A 24478-nucleotide genomic window follows, 5' to 3' on the forward strand; every position below is an offset into this window, starting at 1 on the left:
ATAAAAATGACGATTAGCTGTAGGTTTGAATAAAATATTTTTTTGTAAATAATAGAAATCTATAGTTTATTATTAGTATTACTTTAATGAAAATTAATGTCAAAACTTATGTTAATAGGAAATTAATAAATTTATTCTTGAAAACAAAAATAGAAATAAGGGAATGCTAAAGTTAATTACAAGAGTTCATTGTTATTCTATGCTAAAATAAGGGAATATAAAGATAAAGAAATTATTTAACAAAGGAGCTCTTACATAATGACAAGTCGTATCGTAGAAGAATTTTTGGAACTCGTACAAATTGATTCTGAAACATTCCATGAAGAGAAAATTTCACCTGTATTAAAAACTAAATTCGAAGCATTGGGCTTTGAAGTTGAAGAAGATGATGCAGCAAGCCGTAATGGACATGCTTCAGGTAACTTAATCTGTACACTGCGCGGTAATACAGATGCCCAACCAATTTACTTTACTTCGCATATGGACACAGTAGTGCCTGGTAAAGGAGTTAAACCAATCATAAAAGAAGACGGTTATATCCATTCTGATGGCACAACGATTTTAGGTGCAGATGATAAAGCTGGGTTAGCAGCACTTCTTGAATTACCAAAACGCTTAAAAGAACAAAATATTGCGCATGGCGATATTCAGTACATCATTACTGCTGGTGAAGAGAGTGGTTTAGCTGGAGCAAAAGAGCTTGATCCATCGAAAATCTTTGCCAAATATGGCTTTGCAGTAGATAGTGATGGTAAAGTGGGTGGCATCGTAACAGCAGCGCCATTCCAAGCAAAAGTGGAAGCTGTCATTTATGGTAAAACAGCTCACGCTGGTGTTGCACCTGAAAAAGGAATATCAGCCATTACTATTGCAGCAAAATCAATTGCGGCCATGAAATTAGGTCGTCTAGATGCTGAAACAACAGCGAACATTGGTCGCTTCGAAGGTGGACAAGCAACGAATATCGTTTGTGATGAAGTGCATATTTTAGCTGAAGCTCGTTCAATTAATGAAGCAAAATTAGAAGTACAAACTATTCATATGAAAGAAGTTTTCGAACAAACGGCTGAAAAAATGGGCGGAAAAGCCGAAATAACTATTAAGCGCATGTACCCAGGTTTCCATTTTACAGAAGATGATTTAGTCGTGAAAGTGGCCCAAGAAGCAGTTCGTAAAATTGATCGAACACCAGTAATTATGACAAGTGGTGGGGGTAGTGATGCAAACGTGATTGCTGGATTTGGCATCCCTACAGTCAATCTTGCTGTTGGCTATGAAGACATCCACACAACAAAGGAACGTATCCCAGTTGAAGAATTAGAAAAACTTGCGGACCTATTAGTGGAAGTAGTAAAATGCGCTTCTGAAGTAAAATAACACATATCACAAGAAGAGGAAGAAGCCAATGTCTAGTAGTAAAGTAGTCGTTTTCCGTTGTGGTCAAGAAGAATACGCCGTTCCTGTTGATCATGTCGTATCAATTGAGAAAATGGAGCATGTTAATCCCATTCCACATTTACCAAGCTATGTAACAGGTTTAATGAGAATGCGCGGAGAGCTATTGCCAATATTAGATTTCGAGCAGATCTTATACAAGGGTCAAGCTATAGGAGAGCAAGTACGCGTGGTTGTATTACAAGTAGATGATTTCTTATTTGGCTTACTAGTAGTTGAGGCTAAAGAAATTCTCGATATTCCAACTGAACATTTACAGCAAATGGGTTTGGTGAATTATGCCAAAACACAATATTTCACCGCAGTAGCGAATTTAGATAATCGTATGATTACAGTAGTATCACCATCAGTACTCGTAAACTCGTTAGAAGGAATTAAAGAACTAAAAGCGTATATGCAAAAAGTAAAGAAAGACGAGCAAGAAGTAGAGGCTTCAAACATTTAGATAAAGGACATTCTGAGTCATTTCATGACATCAGGATGTCTTTTTTATTTGCAGTAAAATACTTACTACATAGGCTCACGAATTTTTTAATAGACTAAATTAATAATTATACTCTTATTGTAGAAATGAAATCATTACTGTGTTGTTAGCTCAGCAAAAAATATTTATATGAATTTATTCGTTGACTTTATACCCTACGGGGTATATAGTGGGAGTTGTAATAGGAGTGCAGTTATGACATACAGTATTAAACGTAAGCAGGTCAACTAAGAAGCATTTTATGAACTATGGAATAATGGTGAATATTTCAAGAGAGTCATTCCACAACTTTCTGCAGTACGTTCCTGTGTAGTTTGTGCATTTGAAAGTGAGAACTTAGCAGAAAGTGATTAATCACAAACGAATGAATCGATTCAAGAGGCAGTGAAATAACTGGTATATGTAATAATCTGAATAGGAGCTAATTGGTTGATGTGGAACGAGAACGAAACGCAAATTTAGTTTAATAAGGAGGAGCATGATGGGATTAGCAATTATTGTTGTCTTGATTATAGTTTTTCTTGCTTGGCGCATGATGCCTACAAAGGGAATAAAATCAATTTCAACAGAGCAATTGAGCGATATTGTAAATGATGAAGATAAAGTATTTATTGATGTACGAACACCTGGCGAATACAAAGGTAGAAATATTCGTCAATTTAAAAATATCCCACTTGGATCTAGTTTTTCAAAGTTACCAAAGGATAAAGAAATTGTTGTCATTTGCCAAAGTGGGATGCGTAGCAGTCAAGCATGTAAACAACTTAAAAAATTTGGTTATGAAAACATCACGAATGTTCGAGGCGGTATGAGCGCTTGGAGAGGATGATTAATATGAAAGAAATTACAGTAAAAGAAGTACAACAACATTTAGAAAAAGGCGAAGAATTGAATTTAATCGATGTTCGTGAAGTTTCTGAAGTACAAGAAGAACATATCGCAGGAATCGTTAATATTCCGTTAGATTTATTGGAGTTTCAATTACAAGACCTTGACAAAAACAAACAATATATTATGGTTTGTCGTTCGAGTGCACGAAGTGGAAGAGCAACTGAATTTTTAACAGTTAAAGGATACAACGCAACGAATATGGTTGGAGGGATGATGTCTTGGGAAGGAGAAGTTCAATAATCTACATTTTTTTAAAATAAAACATACCCCTGTAGGTATAAGGAGGGAATAGTATTGGCAGTAAAAGCAGATGTACAGTTAAATGCAAAAGGGTTAGCTTGCCCATTGCCGATTGTTAAAACGAAGAAGGCAATGAATAACTTGGTAGATGGTCAAATTTTAGAAGTGCAAGCAACCGATAAAGGTTCAAAAGCCGATTTAGCAGCTTGGGTCGAAACAGTGGGACATCAATATATTGGGACAGCTGAAGAAGACGATGTGCTATTCCATTACATTCGCAAATGTTCAAATGATACAGTAGTTGAAAAAATATTTGAAAAAACAATTTCAAATGAAGAAATCATCATGCGTGCTACAAAAGGTGGGCTTATCTTAGATGTTCGTGAGGAAGCTGAGTTTGCGTTTGGTCATATTGAAGGGGCAATATCAATTCCGATGGGAGAGTTAGAATCTCGTCTGAATGAATTAGATAAAAATCAAGAAATCTATGTCATTTGCCGTACAGGCAAACGGAGTGATTTGGCAGCACAAAAGCTTGAAAAAGAAGGCTTTACAAAAGTGTATAACGTCTTACCAGGTATGACGAACTGGAATGGCGATTTAACAAAAACAATTTAATTTTAGGAGGAATTTATAATGTCAAACAAAGTAGCAATTATAGCAAGTAACGGTGGTCTGTTCGACGCCTATAAAGTATTCAATATCGCAACAGCAGCAGCAGCTTCAGAAAAGGAAGTAACAATTTTTTTCACATTTGAAGGGTTAAATTTAATCCACAAACAAGCTATGCAAGCACTACCTATGCCTGAAGGTAAAGAGTTTATGGCTGAAGGGTTTGCAAAAGCCAACGTTCCAAGTATTCCACAATTAGTCGAAATGGCACAAGAGTTAGGTGTAAAATTCATCGGTTGTCAAATGACAATGGACGTAATGGGGTTAACTACAGAAGACTTTGTAGATGGTATTGATGTAGGGGGTGCTGTGACATTCCTTGAATTCGCAAAAGATGCAGCACCAACACTAACTTTCTAATAATGAAATTTCTAATGAGGGGGCGTAAGTCCTCTCATAAAAAAACTTCTAAATATACCTATGGGGGTAATTGAAAATGACATTGAATAAATGGACAGCAAAACAAGTTGCTCGTAAAGTCATCGAAAATCAAGAGTTATTCATCTTAGATGTACGAAATAAAGACGCATTCGAAGACTGGAAAATCGAAGGACATAAATTCGATTATTTAAACATTCCTTATTTTGAACTTCTTGATGGGGTCGAAGGAATTCTACCTCAAATTCCTACAGACAAAGATGTATTAGTTGTCTGTGCAAAAGAGGGATCATCAATAATGATTGCAGAAATGCTTTCTGACGCGGGTCGTGACGTTGGATACTTAGAAGGTGGTATGAAAACTTGGAGTATGTATTTAGAGCCGATTAAAGTTGGGGATTTAGCAAATGGGGGAGAACTATATCAATTTGTTCGATTAGGCAAAGGGTGTCTCTCTTATATGATTATCTCTGGAGAGGAAGCTGCGATTATTGACGCTGTTCGATTTACAGAGATTTTCACAAAATTTGCTCGAGAGAAAAATGTGACAATAAAACACGTGTTTGATACACATTTACATGCAGACCATATTTCGGGCGGTCGCCATATTGCACATGATACAGGTGCCACTTACTACTTACCACCTAAAGACGCAGAAGAAGTCGTATTTGCTTACACACCTCTTGAAGATGGTTTAACAGTACAAATGGGTGCTTCAAAAATAGATGTTGGTGCACTTTATTCACCAGGTCACACAATTGGTTCGACATCATTTGTTGTCGATGGAAAATACCTTTTAACAGGAGATATCTTATTTATCGATTCGATTGGTCGCCCAGACTTAGCAGGGCTTGCAGAGGACTGGGTAGAAGATCTTCGTGAAACTTTGTATAAGCGCTACCGTGAACTTGCTGAAGATTTAATCGTGCTACCAGCTCACTTCATGATCATCGATGAATTAAATGAAGACGGTACGGTATCTAAGCCTTTAGTGAATCTTTTTGCTGATAATCATGGTTTAAATATAGAAGATAAAGCGGAATTCCGATCTATCGTAACAGACAACTTACCACCGCAACCAAATGCATATCAACAAATCCGTCAAGTAAACATGGGGAGAATCACTCCGGAAAATGATGAACAAACAGAAATGGAAATCGGTCCAAACCGTTGTGCAGTACGTTAATAAAATGAAAAAACTTATAAAGGATTGGAGTTCATCCAATCCTTTGAAAATCAAAACACTATTGAATTGGAGAGATTTAAATGAATTCAAATAAAGTAGTAGATGCAACAGGATTAGCTTGTCCAATGCCAATCGTTCGAACAAAGAAAGCAATGGATACACTTAATTCAGGTGAAGTACTAGAAATTCACGTAACAGATAAGGGGGCACTTGCAGATATGCCTGCATGGGCAAATTCAGGTGGTCATACGATGCTAGAACAAGCGGAAGTTGATGGAGTATTCACATTCTTTATTCAAAAAGCATAAGAGGTTGGCGGGTTTTCATGAATGAATGTTCGCCATTTTAAATAGAAAGTAGGAAATAAAATGGATGTAATGTATATCCTTACTTTATTTACGATTGGCTTAATCGGATCCTTTATTTCAGGTATGTTGGGAATTGGTGGAGCCATTGTTAAATACCCACTCCTACTATATGTGCCGCCTATTTTTGGTTTTACAGCTTTTACTGCACATGAGGTATCCGGTATAAGTGCGTTAGATGTATTATTTGTATCCATAGCAGGTGTCCTTGCTTTCCGAAATGGAGGCTTTTTAAATAAAAAACTAATTACGATCATGGGTACGACTGTATTATTTGGTACATTAATCGGAAGTTTCGGTTCCGGACAGTTATCAGAAGGAACGGTGAATATTGTCTATGGCATTCTAGCATTACTTGCAGCGATTATGATGTTCATCCCGAAGAAGAAAGTTGATAATATTCCACTTGAAGAAGTTAAATTTAATGCTCCACTAGCAGCTACCCTAGCATTCATTGTTGGTATAGGCTCAGGTGTAGTGGGTGCTGGAGGTGGATTTCTATTAATCCCTATCATGCTACTTATCTTACGTATTCCAACACGAATGACAATTGCCTCTAGTTTAGCAGTAACATTTATATCTTCTATTGCAGGATCTTTCGGAAAAATTGCAACTGGTCAAATTGACTATGTACCTGCATTGATTGTGATTGTTGCAGGTCTTATCGCAGCTCCAATTGGCGCGCGTGTGAGCAAGAAAATGAATACAAAACTGTTACAACGACTGTTAGCAGTTCTTATTCTCTTAACAGCAATAAAAGTATGGATGGATATATTATAAAACAAGAAGAGAATAAGGTGAAAAAGAAAAGTAGCATTCATTTGTTTTAATAAAAGTCAAGATTTTAAGTGATGCACTTAATGTATCAGTATTCTTTATACAATGTGTAACATTATAATAAGTTATTTTAAAGCTGAACTAATTTTTGTATTAGTTCAGCTTTTATTTGTGCTAAAAGGAGTAATATGGAAGTATAGTATAAGTTAGATATTAATTTATATCTTATTCAACTAACGCAGCAGGTTAGTCCAATAAGAAGATCGTACTTATATATAATTTAAAGACCAACCAAAATTAGTCGGGGGAAAGATGTGAATGAAAAAATATTTAATGGAGTTATTGATCCTTCGCTTTTAATCGGTCCAAAGATTTAGGATTATATTTATGCATTTTGCTTTTCTCAAGACATATATTGAGTATTATCTTGATGACTTCAAAGAGATAAATTATAGATTGAAAAATCGCGAGATAAAATCAGAAGCCGCTTTTAATCATACGTTTCAAAATAGCAAAAAACCCTCCAACTATAGGTGTATCACTGTGAATACAGGACAACCATTGGAAAACTATATACAAGAAGTAATGGATTATATAAATAACTGATTATCTGTTTACTCTTCTAATGGGAGGCCGTTCATCGGAGACATCTTCTACTTCTTTAATAAAATCTAAAAGACTAGCTAAACCTTCAAGAGTTTGTGCTACTTTAAAGCATTTTTTTGTATGGCTGCATTTTATCTAAAAATGTTTGAACCTGACTTTCGCCTTTTGCTACATCCAGACCTATGACTGGATTCATCATTAATCTCCTCCTAAAATTCTATTAACCGGTAACCCCTAATCCTCTTGCACTGTCATAGCTTCGCTTGTTATACGAGATCTAGATCCCAACCAGCCTTTAAGCAAGTAGGGGGTGAACTGTTTAGCTTAAAACGAACGGGAGCTTTAGGTTAACAAGGAAAATAAAAAAAGTCGAATTCCATAGAGTACAGGAATTCGACTTTTTTAGGTTGAAATTCACTTAGCGTATAAAATTTCCGTAATGTTGACGGTGACTCCTTTTAGAAAAATAAAAAAGCAAAAAGGGTTGTATAGTGCAATTTAGCACTTAAAATAGGTGCAAGTCTCTCCCAAAGTAACGTATAAAGAAGAACAAAAGAAAATAATTATTTTTTGTAAAATAGCCGTACATAAGCCATTGTACGGTTGTTAATTCAGTGTTTAATTTAGATTCAAAAAGAAAGGATATAACAGCTAAATCACTGATATATCAGTAAAAATAAAGAGTCTGATTCAGTGATGAAATCAGACTCTAAATGATTATTTATTTGCTGTTTTGCACCTCGAAACAGATCCCGTTATTTTTACACAAAGGGCTCTTTTAGATTAATTTTACTCTGGCTGCGTATCCGAGATCTCTGGTAATTTGAACAGTTAGAAATTCAAGCGCATGGGGAACATTTACCACTTTAAATGTCCAAAGTTAACAATAATAAAGGCACTTTCTAATTAAATCAATTACTGTTCAACCCCACGTTTTGCTAAAAAATCAACTAATGTTTCCGATGTGCGGTTGAATTCCTCTGAATCCTCACCTATTGTCACATTCAATACGTTTCCATCTTCTGATACTTTAAATACAGCTTCTACATCTGATACCGGTTTCGAATTGGCCTTGATTAATGAGGCAGATGTCGCAGTATCTTCTGCATTCTTCACTTCCAAGGTTAATACACCCACCTCTTGAGTCTCTGTTATTTTTAAAGTTATGTATTTAGAATCTTTAACGGAAATAGCTACTAATTCTTCATTTCCGTTCAAAGTATACTTCCAATTACCTGATAATTTATCTAGATTGGAAAGTTCTTTTTTTGTATTTTCGACTTCTTTAGTTGTACTGTTCGTTTTAGATTGATTTTCCTCTTTCTCTGCTTTTTCGTTGTTACCACAAGCGCTTAACGCTAGTACCAGGCAAACAATAATTACTGATTGTAAAAATTTTCTCATCTCTAAACCTCCATCTACAGACTTCATAATATCGGTCATCTTTAAATATAATTCTATATTTTCTATAACATTACATTATTGATAAGTATAGTTGAAATGCTTATATATTTAAAGAAATAAATCTGACTTTTTAATGATATGCGGAAAAAGGAGAACAGAGAGTGCCGATATGACAAATCCACAGTATACATTCAGCCTTGGTGAAGAGTCGTATTCCCTTTGGATTTCAGAAGACAGTGGAACAATTATGAACATAAAAAGACACTCACACTATTTACAGTCTTTCAACTGATTCAATCAAAGAGGTTAATGAGTTCGTTAATAAAAAATAAATCTTATTGAACTAACGCAGCAGGTTAGTCGAACAAGAAGTACATTTATATGGTAATATTTATGTGAAAAGTATGGAGGGAATTATGAGTAATTCTATTAATTGTAAAATATGGACTGTTTGTATGATTCAAAGTGAAGAGAAGGTTTTACTTCTGGACAGACAACACGACAATTTCAAAGGATTTATTCCACCGGGTGGTAAAGTTGAGTTTCCTGAAAGTGTTGTAGAGAGTGCTATCAGAGAAGTAAAAGAAGAAACTGGGTTAGAAGTTAGAAACCTAATTTATAAAGGGCTTTATGAATATGTTAATCCAGTCACTAAAGATAGATATATGATATTTAATTACATAACAAAGGAATTCGAGGGCGAACTCTTGGAAGATGCTCCAGAAGGGAAAGCAGTTTGGGTAGATATAGAGAAAGCATTTAAACTTCCTATGCAGACATCAATACGGAGAAGATTTCCTTTGTTTTTTAAAGATGGAACATTTGAAATTCAAGTTGAATGGAACCACGAGGAAAATAAAGAAGGGAAAGTTACTATACGTAACACATAAAACTTCTTATTCAACTAAACTGCCCCTTTAGTGTAAAATCGTTGAGCTGCTTAGGCGGCTCTTTTCTCTTAAGATGCAGTTTAATGGAACAAGCTATTAAAAATAGGAGGAGTTAAAGTGAAGCACTCAATAAGATTGGCAAATGAAAACGACTTAACGGGATTATGCAATATTAGAAATAATAAAGATTTATTCACGAATTATTTAAAGCAATTTGCGAGAAAAGAAGTATATTTGGTAATTGCTGAACAAGACGCACTAATATTAGGTTTTGCGGTTCTTAAAATAAAAGGTAATTTGCTCCCTAAATTAAGTGACCTTTATGTAAAAGAGAACTATCGTGGTAATGGTATAGGTTCAGGTTTAATAAGATATAGAGAGAATATTGCAAAAAAACTAGGTTATTCTGAGATATTTGTGAGTGTTGACCCAATAGAAAATCCCAAAATGATAAAGTTAATTAAAAGACTCGGTTACGAAGCTATTTCAGAACCATATTTAAAAAAAGCAATTTTTTTTAATGATGATGGTACTTCTTATGATAAAACCTACACAAGAATTGATTTAAAGAAGTTATTAAACTAACGGGGCAGTTTACTTTAAGAAGGATAAGGCATTATTATGATTATGAGAACTTACAACCACTTTTGGGAGGATAAAAAAGTGATAACCAAAGTAGAAATAATAAACCAGCCTTATTCGGGACAATTCAAGGAGAGGATTTATGACATATCAAGTCCTTGGAATTCCCCAAATTGGACTTGGGTAAAGTTTGAAGAAGATTGCAATGAATGGTGTGGTCAGTTTAGAGGTTTATCAAGGGCTGTTGCACTTTCAAAAAAACATAACAAAATTCTTGTTCTCACTTCTGATTATTTATTTCAAGTTGACTGTTTTAGCGGAGAGATAACTGAATATGAATCCCAACCTCAATATCAATGTTTAACCGTAGCACCATTAGGTGATTTCATAATTGCGGATTATTATGGTATTGAAAAAATAGAATCAACACTAAATGATAAAATATCATTAGAAAGTCCAATTAAAATGGATACAGTTAAATTTAATGATTGGTCGAATAATAAATTACTGATTACATGCGATGAATTTCTTAATTGGAGTAAACATGTAGAGTTAGAACTTGATGGAGATACACTTGAAATAACTGTAAAAGAACTCACTTAACTATACAATTAACATGAACTTCTTCAACTAAACGGGTGCTTTAGTTGAAGAAGCCTTTCTTATTGTATAAATACAAAACAAGAAAAGACCACTCCGTGACGGGTGGTCTTTTTGTTTTCTAATTATTTATTAATGTGCCTATCATCATTACAGGGCAGGTAGTTATTGACCGACTGTACTTCTAGCTTAAAGCAATTTGGAAAAAGGTAAAGGGTTAAAGAATGGCTTTTTTCTTATTGAACTAACGGGCAGATTAGTTGATTAATAAATGCTATAATTTGGATATAAAAAAAGAAAGGAGGGTAAGATATGCAAGTTAGGAACTCCGTAAAGGCAATTATTTTGGATGGGAAAAAAATATTATTAACTAAAAACCAAGATGACGAGGGGTATTTTTTTCTTTGTCCTGGTGGAGGGCAAGATCATGGTGAAACATTCCATACCACTTTAAAAAGAGAGTGTATTGAAGAAATTGGACTTAATATAGATATCCAAGAATTATTACATATCAGGGAGTATATAGGGAAAAATCATGAATACGCTGAATTTGATTTTGATATTCATCAAATAGAATATTATTTTTTATGTCAGCTAAGCAGAACTGAAATTCCAATAAAACCAACAAATCCTGATAATCATCAGGTAGGTGTTGAGTGGATTCATATTGAGGATTTATTAAATTACAGGCTATACCCAAAGGAGTTAAAAAAATATATAATTGGATATTTAAATGGTGAAAATTTACCAGTTTATCTTGGAGATATAAATTAACTTGTTATTAACAAGGTATTTAGTAGAAGATCTTTAAGTTGTTCAGACAACTCTTCTTTTCTGCAACTAACGGGGCAGGTTAATTGAAGTAGGTATATAGATGGTCGTTATTGTAATTGTGATATAAGGAGGATAATTATGGGGTATAAGTTTGAAATTATGACACAAGAACAAGCGGAAGAAATTGCATTTAATTGGCACTATGATGCGGAGTATTCTTTTTACGATATGGAGGCAGATAAAGAAGATTTAGTTGAGTTCTTAGACCCAAATAAACGAGGTGACTCAAACTTTGTTGTTACTAAAGACAATGATATTATAGGTTTCTTTAGCTTTAATCAAGTAGATATAAATACTATCGATATAGGGTTAGGGTTGAGACCAAATCTAACTGGTAATGGAAATGGATTGGAATTTTTAAAAGCAGGTATAGAGTTTGCTGAATCAAAATATGCACCCCAAAAAATAATGTTATCAGTAGCAACTTTCAATCAGAGGGCGGTAAAAGTATATAGAAAAATTGGATTTGAAGAAGTTGATACTTTTATGCAGGATACAAATGGAGATAGTTTTGAATTTCTGAAAATGACTTACCAATGCTAATTTACGGGTGCTTTAGTTAAACAAGATCATCGTAAAGATGGTCTATTTTTATGCCTAGAACATTTAGTTGATTTGGGTGATTCAGTGTGTGAACTGTTACACTTAAACTAACGTAGCAGCGCGACAAGTTTTGTTATAAGCACTAATGTGTGAAAAAACAAAGGATTCCTTGGGGAATCCTAACTTTATAACTGAGGATAGAAATGATAAAACCATGTATTTTGAAACTATCCCATTAAGATTCCTGCATGCGTCATAAGGGACAGATTATGGGGTCTGAAGCTCAGGTGAAGTCGGCAGAACAAAGGCTGAAGCCACTCCTCACGGAAAAGGTATGCCAATGGATATGCCGGATGGCTGAAAAACTAAATATGGTGAGAATTTTCTTGTGGAAAAGAACAGACGAACTTCCGGATGTACGGGTCTAAAGTTAGAGCATAAGGAAACTTGTGTACCATCCAACGATGGAGTGAGTGACGTGGAGTAAAAATTGCTTCTATGAAACACGTTATACCGAACAATGGCGGTATCCAGCTCACAGGCTTACAGGAAGCACCTAAGTTTAGAAGAAATATAGCTAGGTTATAAGGGACTTGGAAAATAAGGAACGTTGTCTCAAGGGCTGTCACCCGAAACGGTTGCTATAAGCGATATGGCGAAATGCATTTGTCCTTATGAGGGTAGGGGTACGACCAGTGAGACCTCTGTAATGGAGTTGGAGGAACAGCCCCAAGTCTAGCGATAAGTAATAATTATTTTTCAACTGTGCATTGCACCGGTCGGGTAAGAACGTGGGAACATCACTTCAAAGAGGAATGATGCCACAGTGCAAGCTCTACGATATTGGGATTATTACGGGATGACAGACACCTTTACAGACTTACATCAACGAGCCAAAAATAAAGAATCATTCCATCTGCTATACGACATCATCACGTCGAGGAACAATATTTTATTAGCGTATCGAACAATCAAGTCAAATAAAGGGTCGAAGACCCCTGGAACAGATGGTAAAACTATTGTAGACATAGAGAAACGATCAGAGAACGATTTAGTAGAAGAAATACAAAGTAAGCTGAAAAATTATCGTCCAAAGAAAGTCAGACGTAAACTAATCGAAAAAGATAATGGCAAGATGCGACCATTAGGTATTCCATGCATTCTGGATAGAATCATACAACTGTGCTTTAAACAAGTGTTAGAGCCTATTGCAGAGGCTCATTTCTATAATCATAGCTATGGGTTTAGACCTTTACGGTCTACTCATCATGCGATGGCAAGAATTCAATTTCTAGTTAATCGGTCGAAACTCCACTACGTTGTAGATGTGGATATAAAAGGGTTCTTTGATAATATCAATCATACCTTGCTTATTAAGCAGTTATGGAATTTAGGTATTCGGGATAGACAGGTCCTTGCCTGTATATCCAAAATGCTAAAGGCTGAAGTGGATGGAGAAGGTATTCCGACAAAGGGTTCTCCACAAGGTGGCCTACTTTCACCGTTATTGTCTAATATTGTACTAAATGAATTGGACCAGTGGATTGCGGACCAATGGGAACTATTTCCCCTCCATAAATCACTTAAAACTAGAGGTCAACTTCTTGCAAAGAATCGAACTCACTTAAAAGAAGGCTACATAGTTAGGTATGCTGATGACTTTAAAATCATCTGTCGAGACTGGAAAACTGCCGAAAAGTGGTATCATGCAGTTAAATTATTTTTAAAAGAACGTTTAAAACTTGATATTTCACCAGAAAAATCGAAGATTATTAATCTGCGCAAGAATGAGTCTGCGTTTCTTGGTTTCACAATACGTGCCAATCGTAAAGGAATAAAGCGAGTTGCACATACGTTTGTCAAAGCTGAAAAGATGCAGAAAATTAAGGCGGATGCAAAGAAACGAATAGAAATACTCCGAACATCGCCAACTACTCAAAATGCTATGCGCTTTAATAGTTTTGTCTTAGGGTTACACAATTATTTTAGCAGAGCTACTCACGTCAACTTAGCGTTCTCACGACTTGCCTATGAAATAGGTGCATCTATGTACAATCGTCTTAAACCCGTTGGTAAATATGAACATCCTAACAATCCTCCACCTGTGTATAAAAAGTTCTATGGCTTAGGCTCTAAAACTTATAAAATCGCCGGGATATACCTCTTTCCTCTCGGAATCATCAAAACTAAAAATGTGATTGGCTTTACTCAAAGTATAACCCCATTTACCGAAGAAGGTCGAGTGCAAATATCCACACGGTTGAGTAAAGATATAAGACAGGAAATAGTATTGTTAATGGAATCAAAAATATCGACACGGAGTGTCGAATATATGGATAATCGGATTAGTAGATACAGTATGAAAAAAGGAAAATGTGAAATAACTGGCATGTTCCTACAAGCACAAAATGTCTACTGTCACCATTATATACCTAAGTATCTTGGTGGAAGCGACAAATTCAATAATCTACGTATTCTCCAAAGAGAGATACATGAATTAATCCATATGACCGACAAAATTAAGGCGAATACACTCATAAAAACTTTGGGCATCACTGAATCGATGTTAGAAAAAATCAATAAATATCGAGAAAAATGTGAGCTAGAAATAATCAAATAACCCAAATCAACAAGAGTAACTTGAAACTTATAATTAATAATACCATCGCTAGATGGAACGCGGTATGCTTGGAAACTGGCACGTTCCGTGTGGAGTAGGGGAAAAGCTGGAGATAACTTCAAATGCTTACCTATTACTAACGGTTAGTTGAAGAAGGAAAATGTAATTGGGTTTGACTGGGAAAATTGTCGATGATATTAAAAAAGACACCGAAGTGTCTTATGTTTTTCAAATTAGCATACCGATAAATTGAAATTTTAATTACTTAACATTATATGTTTATCTTGGGAGCGAGGTATTTTATCGGTGAGTGTATACAAACCATGTAATGCTTGCTGTTAATAATGCTGACGAAATCAAAGCTGTAAGAACACTATATGTTTGCCAAATAAGCATCGTTGACCAATCGAAAGCACAGCACAGTATACCCAGGGCAATCGTAGCGATCAGGAAAATAACTGTTACGATTTTTCTCTTTTTTGTCATTGGCTGCCGCTCATTCGTTTTCCTTCTGCGTAATCCTAAGAGAAATAGCAGAACGGCCAATAGGCAAAGGATAATAGTGATAGACGACAAAATGATATCCAAAAGCTGTGTGCCGCTTATTTCATATGACTGAGTTAGATTGCCGTCTAATATATCTTTAACTTTTAGTACCAGGTTTGTATTGGTATTTGCGCCGTTGCTCAGCAAGCAGACGGCTGTTCGTTCATTTAGCAGTATGGCTACTTCGGTTCGGAAATTTGGATTGCCCCCAGTGTGTTCTATAATCGTTTGGTCGGCGTTTACCGACCAGCCTGCCGCATAATACATATCGTTGACAGCCGAAACAGACATATCACCCCTATGTGATTTTTCGATAACCGTGTGAAATATTTTGGGTATGTCCTGCACGATACCCAACTGTATGCCCATCCAAAGCGCCATATCTTTTGTATTAGAAATGATGTAGCCTGCTGGTTTATTCCCAGCATAATCCGGAGCTTTAAATGGAGTTGTCATAAAAAAGGAAGAACGGTAGCCCTGTGCCAACTGTCCAGTGGCTTGAGCATCTTCTTTATAAACATACGTCTGGTGAAGACCTAACGGCTGAAATACCTGTTCCCTCATAAAGTCTTCATAGCTTTTTCGCGACACAATCTCAATAACCAAACCCAATACATCATAATTAACGGTTCCATAGTTATACTGTTCACCGGGAGGGAACGCCAATTCAGCATCTACGAGCATTTCCACAGTCTTTTGCAACATATCCGGTGTATTGCCTTGTGGAATATTTTGAGTATGCCTAATATTTGTTAGACCACTGGTATGGTGAAGAAAGTTATTTAGTGTAAGGCTTTGCATATCAACAGGTTTCCCTTGATACTTTAACGTTAACCAAGGTAAATATTTTTGGACAGGGTCAGTCATTGAGAGCAGCCCTTGCTCTTCCAACAGCATAATACCCATACCGGTAAAAGCTTTACTGACCGAGGCTAACTCATAGAGTGTATTTTCACTTGCAGACAACCCCTTTTCACGGTCTGCATACCCTGAAGAAAAGTAGAACACTTCATCATCAGCAAGTATTGAGATTGACATTCCCGGTACACCTGATATACGAGAGGCATCATCTAGCAACGCTTGTATTGCCGCAGATTTCGAGTCTGACAACGCATAACTTTGTGTTGCGAATCCTGAGAATAATATAAATATCGTTAATACAAAAACAATAATCTTTTTCATAAACTCTCCTTTTCGAAAAATTACAAGAGAATAATATAAATAACCTACTTTTACAACTACTAAACTAAATTTTAATTTATCTTTCTATTTACCTATATAATATCAAGTAATTGTGAAGAGTTACACTTAACGAACAGATGCGTTAGTTCAATAAGAAGTAAACAACTTTACAGAGCCTTGCTACGTAGAATGTAGTAAGGCTCTTGCTTTTAATAATCAAAATTCAATAACTTTATTATCATTATACAGCTAATACATACAAATTTGGTGATAATTTGGGATTATTGCTGTTAGTTCGAAAAGAAGACAAAGTTGCATATGCAGCTCTTTTTTTTATTGAACTAACGGGACAGGTTAGTTCAATAAATCGAAAAAATAGTAAAGACCAGGTAACCGCTTGTAGATTATACTGGTCTCTTTTAATTCACCTCGTAAAATAATTATAATTTCCTAACATTTCTAAATTTGCTTTCTTTATTCTAATTAGGCCATTGGGATAGTGGTCTAAGGTTATTACTACTGTGGCTTTGTAAAAAAGATTGAACGTATGATTTTTAGTTGAATATATATAACCCTTCCTTATTTGTATATTTAGATCCAATTATAATGTTTCCCATGACCATGAACATCTTTTAATTCCTTTATTTTTATAGTTTGTCTATTATTAATGAAATCCACATGTAAATTTCGATCTGCCATGTTGTTGTAAATGTGATAAATAGGCTTCTTGTTACTTAATTCATCAAGCATTTTTAATAAATCTAGTTTGAGTTGATCAGAAAATTGATTTGCTACATGTGTATGGAAAATAACAACTTGAGATGAACCAGAAATATTTTCTATAATTTTTGGGATATGTTCAATGAAGTCTCCTTCTAATAACTCCTTAGGTGTATCGTTGTTAATAGTTCTTGCTTGATCTAATAATTCTTTTCTTTTAAAATGTTCTGGCCAAATTAATGCTTGCATCCATCGATAATCTTCATCGTTTTTTAAATCTATTATATTTAAATCAATCCCGATTCTATTATCTATTGAAAAGGGCTTTGGTAAATCCATTTGCTTACCAAAATTCTCCGCGAATAATGTCACTTCGCTTGTACTATTGCCAAATGATTTAAAAATACCTTGTTCTGTTAGTTTATAATGATAACAATCTAAGTTTAAAAGTAGCCCAGCACTCGTTCCAATTTCAATTAGAGAAAGTGGTATTTGTCTTTCTTGCGCTATTTCACTAAAAATCGGATAGAGGTAAGTTGCACGATTTATTACATTTGTTTGCACTAACTTTGTTTGGAAACATAATAATAATTCAGACTCATATTTTTTACTAAAATCTTTTAAAGCCTTATAACTATTTTCTAGGAAATATGCATTTTTATTTGGATTCAGAAGATAATGCTGTAAATCATGATTTTTCGATAATGCTAAATATTGAACAGAGGCAAAAAATAAATTAGGTTTTGGTTGTGAAGAGGGAATAGCCGAGATAAGTTTTAATAACTCTTGATCATCAGCAATTTTTTCACTCCAAAAACTATATAAAGTACTACTTCCTTTTGCTTCGTTGACTAAAAAGTTTTGAAAGATTTTTGCTAAACGTTCCAAATTAATTCCTCCTTTTTTTTGTAATTTAACTATACATTGGTATAATGATTTGATAAATTAATTAAATTTAATCTTTTTGATTAAAAATACTAATTAAATTGGGGCGGGAGAAATGGAATTAAAGTGGTTAAAAACATTTATTACTGCAGCTGAAACTGAAAATTTTAGAATAGCTGCTGAACAACTCTTCATTTCACAACCGAGTATCACTGTTCATATCCAACAATTGGAAGAAGTCTTAGGTGTTCAATTATTTAAAAGGAATCATACTCAAATTCAATTAACAAAAGAAGGGAAACAGTTTTATAAGTCAGCGACTACTATTATAAATATGGTTGACGAAAGTAAAAGAGAAATTAGGTTATTTGCAACACAAAGTAAAATACTATTAACAGTCGCACTATCTCCATTACTTGTAGAAACGAATTTACCAAATCTTATTTATCAATTTTCAACGGATTTTCCACAGTATGAAATTGAAATTATTGTCGAAGACTCCAAATATATAGACGATGTTTTATTATCAGATAAATCCCATCTAGCTATTTGCATTGATAAAAGTAATCACGCTAACATTCATTCAGAAAAAATTGGTTCAAGTACACTGCAACTCATCTATCCACTTAACCACTCAGATGATGAAACAGTTACATATAATCAATTTCAAGAGTTGACTAAAAAATATCCCTTATTCACTGGCCATCTGGAAGAAGCAATTCAAATCGGAACATTGTTAGATCCACAGTTTCCAACCTTACGTAAAATGAAAATTACACAAAGTCATATTATTAAGCGATTTGTAAAAGATGGGCTTGGAATGGCATTTTTACCAAAATTCATTATTTACAATGGTCTAAAAGAGAAAGAATTTAAGAGTTTACATTTTGATTTATTTTTATTACCAACTGTTGATTTATATATGCGATATGACAAAGAAAATGAGAAAATTCATCCATTGTTACAGATAATAAGAAATAATTTCAGTAACATCTGATTTACTCCAAGGATAGAGAAACAAGGTAGAAAGTTTTTAAGGTTCTTGTACTAATGGGGGCGATTGCAGAAGAGGGACAGTTGCTTTTTCACTACAGGGAATAAGAATGTTATGATAATAGATAAAATATTGATTACTGTTTGTTTGACTAAAAAGAGGGTTGGTCTTATGAGATTAACAAATAAAAAAATCGAAATTTTAAGAGTCAGCATTGCTAATGTTTTAAACAACGTTCTTGAATGGCAGATTGAAGAAATTAAATTTATAGGTAATGGAGTTAATAACGCTGTTTTTTCTATTAGAGAAAAAAACTTAGGAATGCTTGCTATTAGAACTCCTTGGAGAAAAAAAGAAAACTCGAACAATATAAATTTAAGTGCCATTATTTCACAAAAAATAAGCAACTAGGCAGCTCTTTTTTCTTATTGGGGTAGCGTCAGGAAAATGCAAATTTACAACGTTAAGGAAATTCCAAAATAAAAAACCCGATTCCTCAATATTAAGATTAATAAATTTTGATTTTTGTTACTCTGGAAAAGTACCCGATTGTAGAAGATCATTTTTCTATTACATATTATTGTTGTACCTGCGCAGTACTTAGGAAAAAATTCGATAGGATTTTGCCTAAGTACTAAGTTCTTTCTATTTTTTCATGTCCTTATTGATTTTTTGATTGACCGATTCTTGATAGAGATCAGCATAAGTTTCTGATTCTTCAATCAGACCATCACAGAAAGCAGCAACGTCTGTACCTGTGACTTCAAGCACACCTTTCCGAGCAGCTACGCCTTCTTCAAAAAAGCTGAGAATTTCCACGAGTAGTCCGATACCTTCCTTAAAATCAACAGGACTGACTTTAAAGAGATATTTTTGGATCTCATTATAGACAATTTGGTAATCTTGTGGAAGTGCTTTGATACGGGAAACATGGGCTCTCCATTCTTTTTTTTCTTCGATGATTTTATTGATGTTTTTTTTGATACTCATTTCACCCCTCCTAATTTTCTTGCTACGTTCTTGTTGAGTTGGTCACGCCATTTATCTCTATATGTTTTTGCACCTTCATCACCAACAAGCGCTGCGCAGAAGCCTTCGATATCATCTCCTAGTACTTCATGTACGCTCTGGCCGTCTGCTGATGTAACTTCAAGCAGTTCAAGAGCACTATCAAGAATCGGCATCAAATTACGCCCGGTGAAATTTCCGTGAATCCAGAAATTACTTGTGATTTCTTCCCAAGCAGTTTGAAATTCAGCCGGCAAGGCTTTTGCTCTTGCTTCAAAATCTTTCATTTCTTTAGTCATATCGCTACCGGTTATTTTTTCAAAAAAGTTCATTGTAGTCTCCTCCTTTTAGATACTAAGTTGTTCAAAAAAGTTCTATTATTTAATCGCTGCGTTGTTTCCAGTATATTCTTTAACGCACTTACCATCCGCTGCAACTTCCTTAAAAACATCGGGAATGGCATCCAAAATACGGATCATTTCCTTCCAGTCGATGGGAGCAGCAACAGTCTACATATATGTTTGGAGAGCTTTGGAAGCGTTATGGTACTCACTTGGAAGTGCCTTCGCACGCGCCACTATCGCCTTTCATTCCCGTTAGTCATTCAGGCTTCCAATAATTTTTTCAATAAAACTCATTTTACGTTCTCTTTTTTATTTCTTTCGTTTTGAGTTCGTTCATTTTATTTGATATGAAACCCCATTTTTTCCAAAAGATTTCAAGATGCTCTTGACCTGTTTCGTTGAGTGTGTAAAATTTTCTCGGCGGTCCCACAGTGGATCGCTTTTTCTCGATGTCCACCAGATTGTTTTTCTCAAGCCGCATGGTAATCGTATAAACTGTGCCTTCAACCACATCAGTGAAACCAAGTTCTCGCAATTGCTGTGTGATTTCGTAGCCGTAAGTTTCGCCACGGTCGATAATCTCAAGTACACACCCCTCAAGTACCCCTTTAAGCATTTCTGTAATATTTTCCAAATTCATCACCCATTTGTATTTCGTATTTTTCCCAGTAGTCTGTATCACAGGTATTAAGCAATACTGACTACCGGTATATAGTAATGCAGAGTAGCGTCAATTGTCAAGCATACATCTTTCCCTCAAAGTCCTGTTGCGCAGTATACGTCTACTACACAACATAAGAGGTCTTCAACAATCTGGCCTTTCATCCTGTATTAACTTCATCAATAAAAAGTGCAGCAGTTTCCTCCTCAAAAGCAGATTGGATCGTAGATGATTATTTTAATAGTGGTAAAAGAGTAGAACCTTGGATTGATAAAAAGGTAGTTAAATATCATCGGACGTTTGAAGAGTATTATCAACTTTTAAAGCTAGTTGGATTCAAGATTAAAGATATTAGAGAAGGCACTCCAAAAGTTGGGGAATTTAGCAGTGAAAGTGAATATAAACGACGAATGAGAATTCCACTCTTTTCAATTTTTTCTTGTGAAAAATAAAAAGTTTTTTCATATTTGCTTTCAATATGTTTTGGACCATACTCATAGCAATACAATTACTAATATCTCACAAAAGAACATTTGTTTTATATTAACTTTCCTTCTTGTAACTGTAAACATCTAAACCTTTAATGAATCCAAGTAGAAATGTTACCAAAATAAAAAATGTACACTACTAAAATTGAATTTAGTAATGTACATTTTTATAATATGTGCAACATTATAAACAAGTTATGATGAAGTAAACCATCATGTACAATTACTTGTCTTTAATGTTAAAGGTTGAATGCTACTTTTCTGCATGGTTGAAAGTAGTTTATTGAAATAAGAGCAATATTGTTTGCTTTAGAATTACACTCAATAACGATATTTGTCATACTACTAACATATACAGAGATTGTTAAGGTTATATTGATATCACAGAAATTGTACATGGAAAAGAAGCTATTGATTCGCTCAAAGCATTCAAAAATATATTTTAGATGAGCAGAATAATCTACATGGATGGATCAATTCCTATTTAATTATGAGAATAGGGAAAAGCAATACTCATAATTAGGGTAGAAATAACTACTTACGTAGAAGTTGTCCCTCTTTAATAACAATTTGTTTATATGAAATATAAAGTGATAATAAACCGTTTAAAGCTAAAAAGAAGACTACAATTTGGATTAGGAAAGCCATATCAGCAGCAAATAATTTTATTGAATCCCATGGTGAATCTACAAAATGAATGAGCAAAGGTATTATCGCGGTTGATAATGCCAATAGTAAGACTCCAGAGGCCCGCCATGCGTTTTTTTTGAGAGTTCCCCCTGATTTAACCTTTATTAGTAGATAAGCGAACATCACAGAGAGTAAGCAAATAAAACCTATTGTAAGCAGCTGAACAATTGGTGAATTTGGAGGGATTGTCTCCGGTTTATCTCCATTTAATATATTGATAATCCCTTGTTTCAGATATGGAAGTCCTTCTTCTTCTAGAATATGATTTTTATTTGTAAGAATTACTCCGCCCCAACCAGTTCCAGGTATTAAAAATACTTCTGAATGGGAATCCGGAGTTGATCCAGAATGCCAAATTATTTTATCGTTGGAATATGGATTAGTTATCCTTAATCCAGCTCCATAGTATCGATTTTCGGATATTTTAAAGAGTGGAGATAAATAGAGATTCATAGTTTCTTTATTTAAAATACTGGAGTCATCTTCTTGATTAAGAAATTTGATGTAATGGACCATATCTTCAGCACTTGCAGTTATGTAACCATATGGTGCTCCTGCATTATCGTATGGTACGGAACTTTTTCGTGGGAACCCTAGCCAGGATTCATAACCAGCTAAATATCCTTTTTCATATGCAGTATCGTTGTCTGCCGCAGCATTCATCATACCTAATGGAATAAATATTTGCTTTTCCATGTATTCTGAATACGTTTGCTTTGTAACTTCTTCTATGAGAGCACCAAGTATTAAGAAATTCGCATTACTATATTGATGTTTATTTCCAGGAGGAGCAGTAAGCTCAATGTTTGATAGACTTTCTACATAATGCTTTATAGCATTGAAATCTTTAGATGCCTTGTCGGAAATGGATAATCCTGAATAAGTACTTATTCCACTCGAATGGGTAAGTAAATGCTTTATCGTAATTTTTGAAGCGGCTTGTTTATCTTTAAGGGTAAACCACGGGATATACTTTTGCACCGGATCCTCTAGGTTAATGGTGTTCTCTTCAATTAATTTCATTATAGCTAAACCTGTTAATGATTTACTTATCGAGCCAATAGTAAAGGGGGTTCGTGTAGTTACTTTTTCCTCGGATTCTCCCGTTACACCCCAAGATTTAGAATAAAATAGTTCATTATTATGCACTAGGGCAATAGAAGCTCCTGGAATACGATAGTCTTTTAAAAATGTTTCTACATAGTTGTCGATAGTTTGTTTAATATCTTGTCCCGCGAGAACCTTTGAAAATGGGAGAAATAGAACGCACATATAAAATAATAAGCATAAAGAAATACCAGTATATTTTAATTGTTTCATATAAAATTTCACCTACTAAAATTTATTCTTCGAATATAAAACACTACTAACGTACAAAGTAGTAAAGATATAGAAAAGCTGATAATCATTAGAATGGAATTCCACCAAAAATTATCTGATATGTGATAAAGAATATTGTAATTAAATGAATTATTATTTTGTGGATTAAATGATCCCGTTAAGAACATAGATAGGAGAAGCTGTGAAATGAGATAGCTGACGATTAAAGTAAAGCTTCCAATCACAAAAGAAATTCCCGTTCTACTGTTAGGTTTTCGTATCTGTTTTATTTTAGTATGAAGGTCTATTCCATTAATATCTAAAAAATCTTTGACAAATGTTTCTGTATCTCCTAATTCATTTATCCCGTCTCCTCCATGTTCACGGGATTCTTGAAAGTGTTCTACAATCTGTTGTTCAATATACTTTCTATCCTTTGAATTGATTTGATATAGCTTTAGTTCGTCAAGAACTTCATTTAAAAATTGTTTTTCTGTTAGGCTCAATTCAATATTCACTCTAAATGATCTCCTTCTAACTGACTTTGTAGTAAAGATTCTATATCCTTTTGTAACTCCAACCACTCACTGATTTTTTTCTGAAGAAATATCTCTCCTATTTCATTGATTTCATAATAAACTCTAACCTTCCCACTTTCTGTTATTTCGCGATAAGCACTAACCCAATTTTGATCTTTTAACTTAGTTAAAATTGGATAGATGCTTCCTACTCCTTTCAATTTTAAATTGTGTTCTTCTAACTCTTTCATAATTTCATAACCATAGCTTTTTTTCTTTGACAAAATAGATAATACACACATTTCTAAATGACCTTTAATTAAACTTGTTCTGTCCATAGGATGAATTTAACAGAAATATATACTTCTTACAAGTATATATTTGTTATAAATTCAATAAATGATAATAAATGGTGAGTTAGAATAAAAGTAATGACAAATTTTTATCATTACACGATCTTATTATTGTATTTTTGATTGATTACAAAAATTAAGATGGGCGCGAGGCTAATAAGGTTATGAATGTAATTAGTTTTTTTAATCATGAAGTGTGAATTAAAGTTGAAATGTCAAACGGGTTAGTAACAGAAAAGAAA

26 protein-coding genes are annotated in these 24478 nt (G+C 34.3%); 17 read left to right on the forward strand and 9 right to left on the reverse strand.

Translation table 11 applies throughout. The annotated features are described in order from the left end of the window. Window positions 1-258: 258 nt before the first annotated feature. From ACZLO7_RS08135 to ACZLO7_RS08175, 9 genes are all read left to right on the forward strand, one after another. Entirely contained in the window at window positions 259-1377 is a 1119-nt protein-coding gene (locus ACZLO7_RS08135; RefSeq protein WP_464940322.1) for a M20/M25/M40 family metallo-hydrolase, read from the forward strand. A gap of 28 nt (window positions 1378-1405) precedes the next feature. Further along, a complete protein-coding gene (locus ACZLO7_RS08140) occupies window positions 1406-1900 on the forward strand; it encodes a chemotaxis protein CheW (RefSeq protein ID WP_464940323.1) in 495 nt (164 codons plus the stop codon). Between the two features lie 520 nt (window positions 1901-2420). After that, window positions 2421-2768 (forward strand): rhodanese-like domain-containing protein, encoded by a 348-nt coding sequence (locus ACZLO7_RS08145; protein ID WP_464940324.1) that lies wholly within the window; start codon window positions 2421-2423, stop codon window positions 2766-2768. 5 nt (window positions 2769-2773) lie between these two features. After that, complete coding sequence (locus tag ACZLO7_RS08150; protein WP_464940325.1) at window positions 2774-3070, forward strand: rhodanese-like domain-containing protein; 297 nt, start codon at window positions 2774-2776, stop codon at window positions 3068-3070. Window positions 3071-3124: 54 nt separating this feature from the next. Beyond that, the gene (locus ACZLO7_RS08155) at window positions 3125-3688 is read left to right on the forward strand and encodes a sulfurtransferase TusA family protein (protein WP_464940326.1); all 564 of its coding nucleotides are present in this window, start codon (window positions 3125-3127) and stop codon (window positions 3686-3688) included. An 18-nt stretch (window positions 3689-3706) separates the two neighbouring features. Then, window positions 3707-4102, forward strand: coding sequence for a DsrE/DsrF/DrsH-like family protein (locus ACZLO7_RS08160; RefSeq protein ID WP_464940327.1), 396 nt, complete (start codon window positions 3707-3709; stop codon window positions 4100-4102). Between the two features lie 76 nt (window positions 4103-4178). Continuing rightward, entirely contained in the window at window positions 4179-5306 is a 1128-nt protein-coding gene (locus ACZLO7_RS08165) for an MBL fold metallo-hydrolase (RefSeq protein ID WP_464940328.1), read from the forward strand. Between the two features lie 80 nt (window positions 5307-5386). Next, window positions 5387-5614, forward strand: coding sequence for a sulfurtransferase TusA family protein (locus ACZLO7_RS08170; RefSeq protein ID WP_464940329.1), 228 nt, complete (start codon window positions 5387-5389; stop codon window positions 5612-5614). A 60-nt stretch (window positions 5615-5674) separates the two neighbouring features. Then, entirely contained in the window at window positions 5675-6451 is a 777-nt protein-coding gene (locus ACZLO7_RS08175) for a sulfite exporter TauE/SafE family protein (RefSeq protein WP_464940330.1), read from the forward strand. 1518 nt (window positions 6452-7969) lie between these two features. Here ACZLO7_RS08175 and ACZLO7_RS08180 read toward each other — a convergent pair. Continuing rightward, window positions 7970-8458, reverse strand: a complete 489-nt coding sequence (locus ACZLO7_RS08180; protein WP_464940331.1) for a hypothetical protein — start codon at window positions 8456-8458, stop codon at window positions 7970-7972. Between the two features lie 416 nt (window positions 8459-8874). On the opposite strand from ACZLO7_RS08180, the gene ACZLO7_RS08185 reads away from it, so the two are divergent. The 6 genes from ACZLO7_RS08185 (at window position 8875) to ltrA (ending at window position 14527) form a co-directional block, all read left to right on the forward strand. Then, window positions 8875-9348 carry an 8-oxo-dGTP diphosphatase gene (locus ACZLO7_RS08185; RefSeq protein ID WP_464940332.1) on the forward strand — a complete coding sequence of 158 codons (474 nt, stop codon included), beginning with the start codon at window positions 8875-8877 and terminating at the stop codon, window positions 9346-9348. Window positions 9349-9465: 117 nt separating this feature from the next. After that, complete coding sequence (locus ACZLO7_RS08190; protein WP_464940333.1) at window positions 9466-9933, forward strand: GNAT family N-acetyltransferase; 468 nt, start codon at window positions 9466-9468, stop codon at window positions 9931-9933. Between the two features lie 78 nt (window positions 9934-10011). Continuing rightward, window positions 10012-10533, forward strand: coding sequence for a hypothetical protein (locus ACZLO7_RS08195; protein WP_464940334.1), 522 nt, complete (start codon window positions 10012-10014; stop codon window positions 10531-10533). A gap of 309 nt (window positions 10534-10842) precedes the next feature. Further along, complete coding sequence (locus ACZLO7_RS08200) at window positions 10843-11304, forward strand: NUDIX domain-containing protein (protein WP_464940335.1); 462 nt, start codon at window positions 10843-10845, stop codon at window positions 11302-11304. A 138-nt stretch (window positions 11305-11442) separates the two neighbouring features. Then, entirely contained in the window at window positions 11443-11907 is a 465-nt protein-coding gene (locus ACZLO7_RS08205; protein WP_464940336.1) for a GNAT family N-acetyltransferase, read from the forward strand. An 859-nt stretch (window positions 11908-12766) separates the two neighbouring features. Beyond that, complete coding sequence (gene ltrA, locus ACZLO7_RS08210; protein WP_464941439.1) at window positions 12767-14527, forward strand: group II intron reverse transcriptase/maturase; 1761 nt, start codon at window positions 12767-12769, stop codon at window positions 14525-14527. A 300-nt stretch (window positions 14528-14827) separates the two neighbouring features. Here ltrA and ACZLO7_RS08215 read toward each other — a convergent pair whose 3' ends face one another. Next, entirely contained in the window at window positions 14828-16255 is a 1428-nt protein-coding gene (locus tag ACZLO7_RS08215) for a serine hydrolase domain-containing protein (RefSeq protein WP_464938826.1), read from the reverse strand. 591 nt (window positions 16256-16846) lie between these two features. Beyond that, complete coding sequence (locus tag ACZLO7_RS08220) at window positions 16847-17863, reverse strand: DUF2332 domain-containing protein (protein WP_464938827.1); 1017 nt, start codon at window positions 17861-17863, stop codon at window positions 16847-16849. 112 nt (window positions 17864-17975) lie between these two features. Between ACZLO7_RS08220 and ACZLO7_RS08225 the strand changes: the two genes are divergently transcribed. After that, window positions 17976-18857: a LysR family transcriptional regulator gene (locus ACZLO7_RS08225; RefSeq protein ID WP_464938830.1), complete on the forward strand. Its 882-nt coding sequence runs from the start codon at window positions 17976-17978 to the stop codon at window positions 18855-18857. A 168-nt stretch (window positions 18858-19025) separates the two neighbouring features. Next, entirely contained in the window at window positions 19026-19265 is a 240-nt protein-coding gene (locus ACZLO7_RS08230; protein WP_464938831.1) for a hypothetical protein, read from the forward strand. A gap of 234 nt (window positions 19266-19499) precedes the next feature. Here ACZLO7_RS08230 and ACZLO7_RS08235 read toward each other — a convergent pair whose 3' ends face one another. The 6 genes from ACZLO7_RS08235 to ACZLO7_RS08260 all read right to left on the reverse strand — a co-directional run bounded on the left by ACZLO7_RS08235 (window position 19500) and on the right by ACZLO7_RS08260 (window position 24221). Next, window positions 19500-19844: a DUF1048 domain-containing protein gene (locus ACZLO7_RS08235; RefSeq protein ID WP_464938832.1), complete on the reverse strand. Its 345-nt coding sequence runs from the start codon at window positions 19842-19844 to the stop codon at window positions 19500-19502. After that, the gene (locus ACZLO7_RS08240) at window positions 19841-20194 is read right to left on the reverse strand and encodes a DUF1048 domain-containing protein (RefSeq protein ID WP_464938833.1); all 354 of its coding nucleotides are present in this window, start codon (window positions 20192-20194) and stop codon (window positions 19841-19843) included. The genes ACZLO7_RS08235 and ACZLO7_RS08240 overlap by 4 nt, the downstream gene beginning before the upstream one ends. A 307-nt stretch (window positions 20195-20501) precedes the next feature. Continuing rightward, the gene (locus tag ACZLO7_RS08245; protein ID WP_464938834.1) at window positions 20502-20840 is read right to left on the reverse strand and encodes a PadR family transcriptional regulator; all 339 of its coding nucleotides are present in this window, start codon (window positions 20838-20840) and stop codon (window positions 20502-20504) included. Window positions 20841-21889: 1049 nt separating this feature from the next. Beyond that, on the reverse strand, window positions 21890-23365 hold the full coding sequence (locus ACZLO7_RS08250) for a serine hydrolase domain-containing protein (RefSeq protein ID WP_464938835.1): 1476 nt from the start codon (window positions 23363-23365) through the stop codon (window positions 21890-21892). 8 nt (window positions 23366-23373) lie between these two features. Beyond that, window positions 23374-23883: a hypothetical protein gene (locus ACZLO7_RS08255; protein ID WP_464938836.1), complete on the reverse strand. Its 510-nt coding sequence runs from the start codon at window positions 23881-23883 to the stop codon at window positions 23374-23376. Next, on the reverse strand, window positions 23880-24221 hold the full coding sequence (locus ACZLO7_RS08260) for a PadR family transcriptional regulator (protein ID WP_464938837.1): 342 nt from the start codon (window positions 24219-24221) through the stop codon (window positions 23880-23882). The genes ACZLO7_RS08255 and ACZLO7_RS08260 overlap by 4 nt, the downstream gene beginning before the upstream one ends. Window positions 24222-24478 lie beyond the last annotated feature (257 nt).

Source organism: Viridibacillus sp. d25.2 (assembly GCF_055456015.2).

What these genes read in the sequence shown, in the direction of transcription:
- ACZLO7_RS08250 (WP_464938835.1), bottom strand. Translation starts at nt 23,365, where the DNA reads ATGAAACAATTAAAATATACTGGTATTTCTTTATGCTTATTATTTTAT.
- ACZLO7_RS08225 (WP_464938830.1), top strand. Translation starts at nt 17,976, where the DNA reads ATGGAATTAAAGTGGTTAAAAACATTTATTACTGCAGCTGAAACTGAA.
- ACZLO7_RS08260 (WP_464938837.1), bottom strand. Translation starts at nt 24,221, where the DNA reads ATGGACAGAACAAGTTTAATTAAAGGTCATTTAGAAATGTGTGTATTA.
- ACZLO7_RS08160 (WP_464940327.1), top strand. Translation starts at nt 3,707, where the DNA reads ATGTCAAACAAAGTAGCAATTATAGCAAGTAACGGTGGTCTGTTCGAC.
- ACZLO7_RS08140 (WP_464940323.1), top strand. Translation starts at nt 1,406, where the DNA reads ATGTCTAGTAGTAAAGTAGTCGTTTTCCGTTGTGGTCAAGAAGAATAC.
- ACZLO7_RS08240 (WP_464938833.1), bottom strand. Translation starts at nt 20,194, where the DNA reads ATGAACTTTTTTGAAAAAATAACCGGTAGCGATATGACTAAAGAAATG.
- ACZLO7_RS08165 (WP_464940328.1), top strand. Translation starts at nt 4,179, where the DNA reads ATGACATTGAATAAATGGACAGCAAAACAAGTTGCTCGTAAAGTCATC.
- ACZLO7_RS08230 (WP_464938831.1), top strand. Translation starts at nt 19,026, where the DNA reads ATGAGATTAACAAATAAAAAAATCGAAATTTTAAGAGTCAGCATTGCT.
- ACZLO7_RS08215 (WP_464938826.1), bottom strand. Translation starts at nt 16,255, where the DNA reads ATGAAAAAGATTATTGTTTTTGTATTAACGATATTTATATTATTCTCA.
- ACZLO7_RS08145 (WP_464940324.1), top strand. Translation starts at nt 2,421, where the DNA reads ATGGGATTAGCAATTATTGTTGTCTTGATTATAGTTTTTCTTGCTTGG.
- ACZLO7_RS08185 (WP_464940332.1), top strand. Translation starts at nt 8,875, where the DNA reads ATGAGTAATTCTATTAATTGTAAAATATGGACTGTTTGTATGATTCAA.
- ACZLO7_RS08170 (WP_464940329.1), top strand. Translation starts at nt 5,387, where the DNA reads ATGAATTCAAATAAAGTAGTAGATGCAACAGGATTAGCTTGTCCAATG.
- ACZLO7_RS08150 (WP_464940325.1), top strand. Translation starts at nt 2,774, where the DNA reads ATGAAAGAAATTACAGTAAAAGAAGTACAACAACATTTAGAAAAAGGC.
- ACZLO7_RS08235 (WP_464938832.1), bottom strand. Translation starts at nt 19,844, where the DNA reads ATGAGTATCAAAAAAAACATCAATAAAATCATCGAAGAAAAAAAAGAA.
- ACZLO7_RS08200 (WP_464940335.1), top strand. Translation starts at nt 10,843, where the DNA reads ATGCAAGTTAGGAACTCCGTAAAGGCAATTATTTTGGATGGGAAAAAA.
- ACZLO7_RS08135 (WP_464940322.1), top strand. Translation starts at nt 259, where the DNA reads ATGACAAGTCGTATCGTAGAAGAATTTTTGGAACTCGTACAAATTGAT.
- ACZLO7_RS08180 (WP_464940331.1), bottom strand. Translation starts at nt 8,458, where the DNA reads ATGAGAAAATTTTTACAATCAGTAATTATTGTTTGCCTGGTACTAGCG.
- ACZLO7_RS08175 (WP_464940330.1), top strand. Translation starts at nt 5,675, where the DNA reads ATGGATGTAATGTATATCCTTACTTTATTTACGATTGGCTTAATCGGA.
- ACZLO7_RS08205 (WP_464940336.1), top strand. Translation starts at nt 11,443, where the DNA reads ATGGGGTATAAGTTTGAAATTATGACACAAGAACAAGCGGAAGAAATT.
- ltrA (WP_464941439.1), top strand. Translation starts at nt 12,767, where the DNA reads ATGACAGACACCTTTACAGACTTACATCAACGAGCCAAAAATAAAGAA.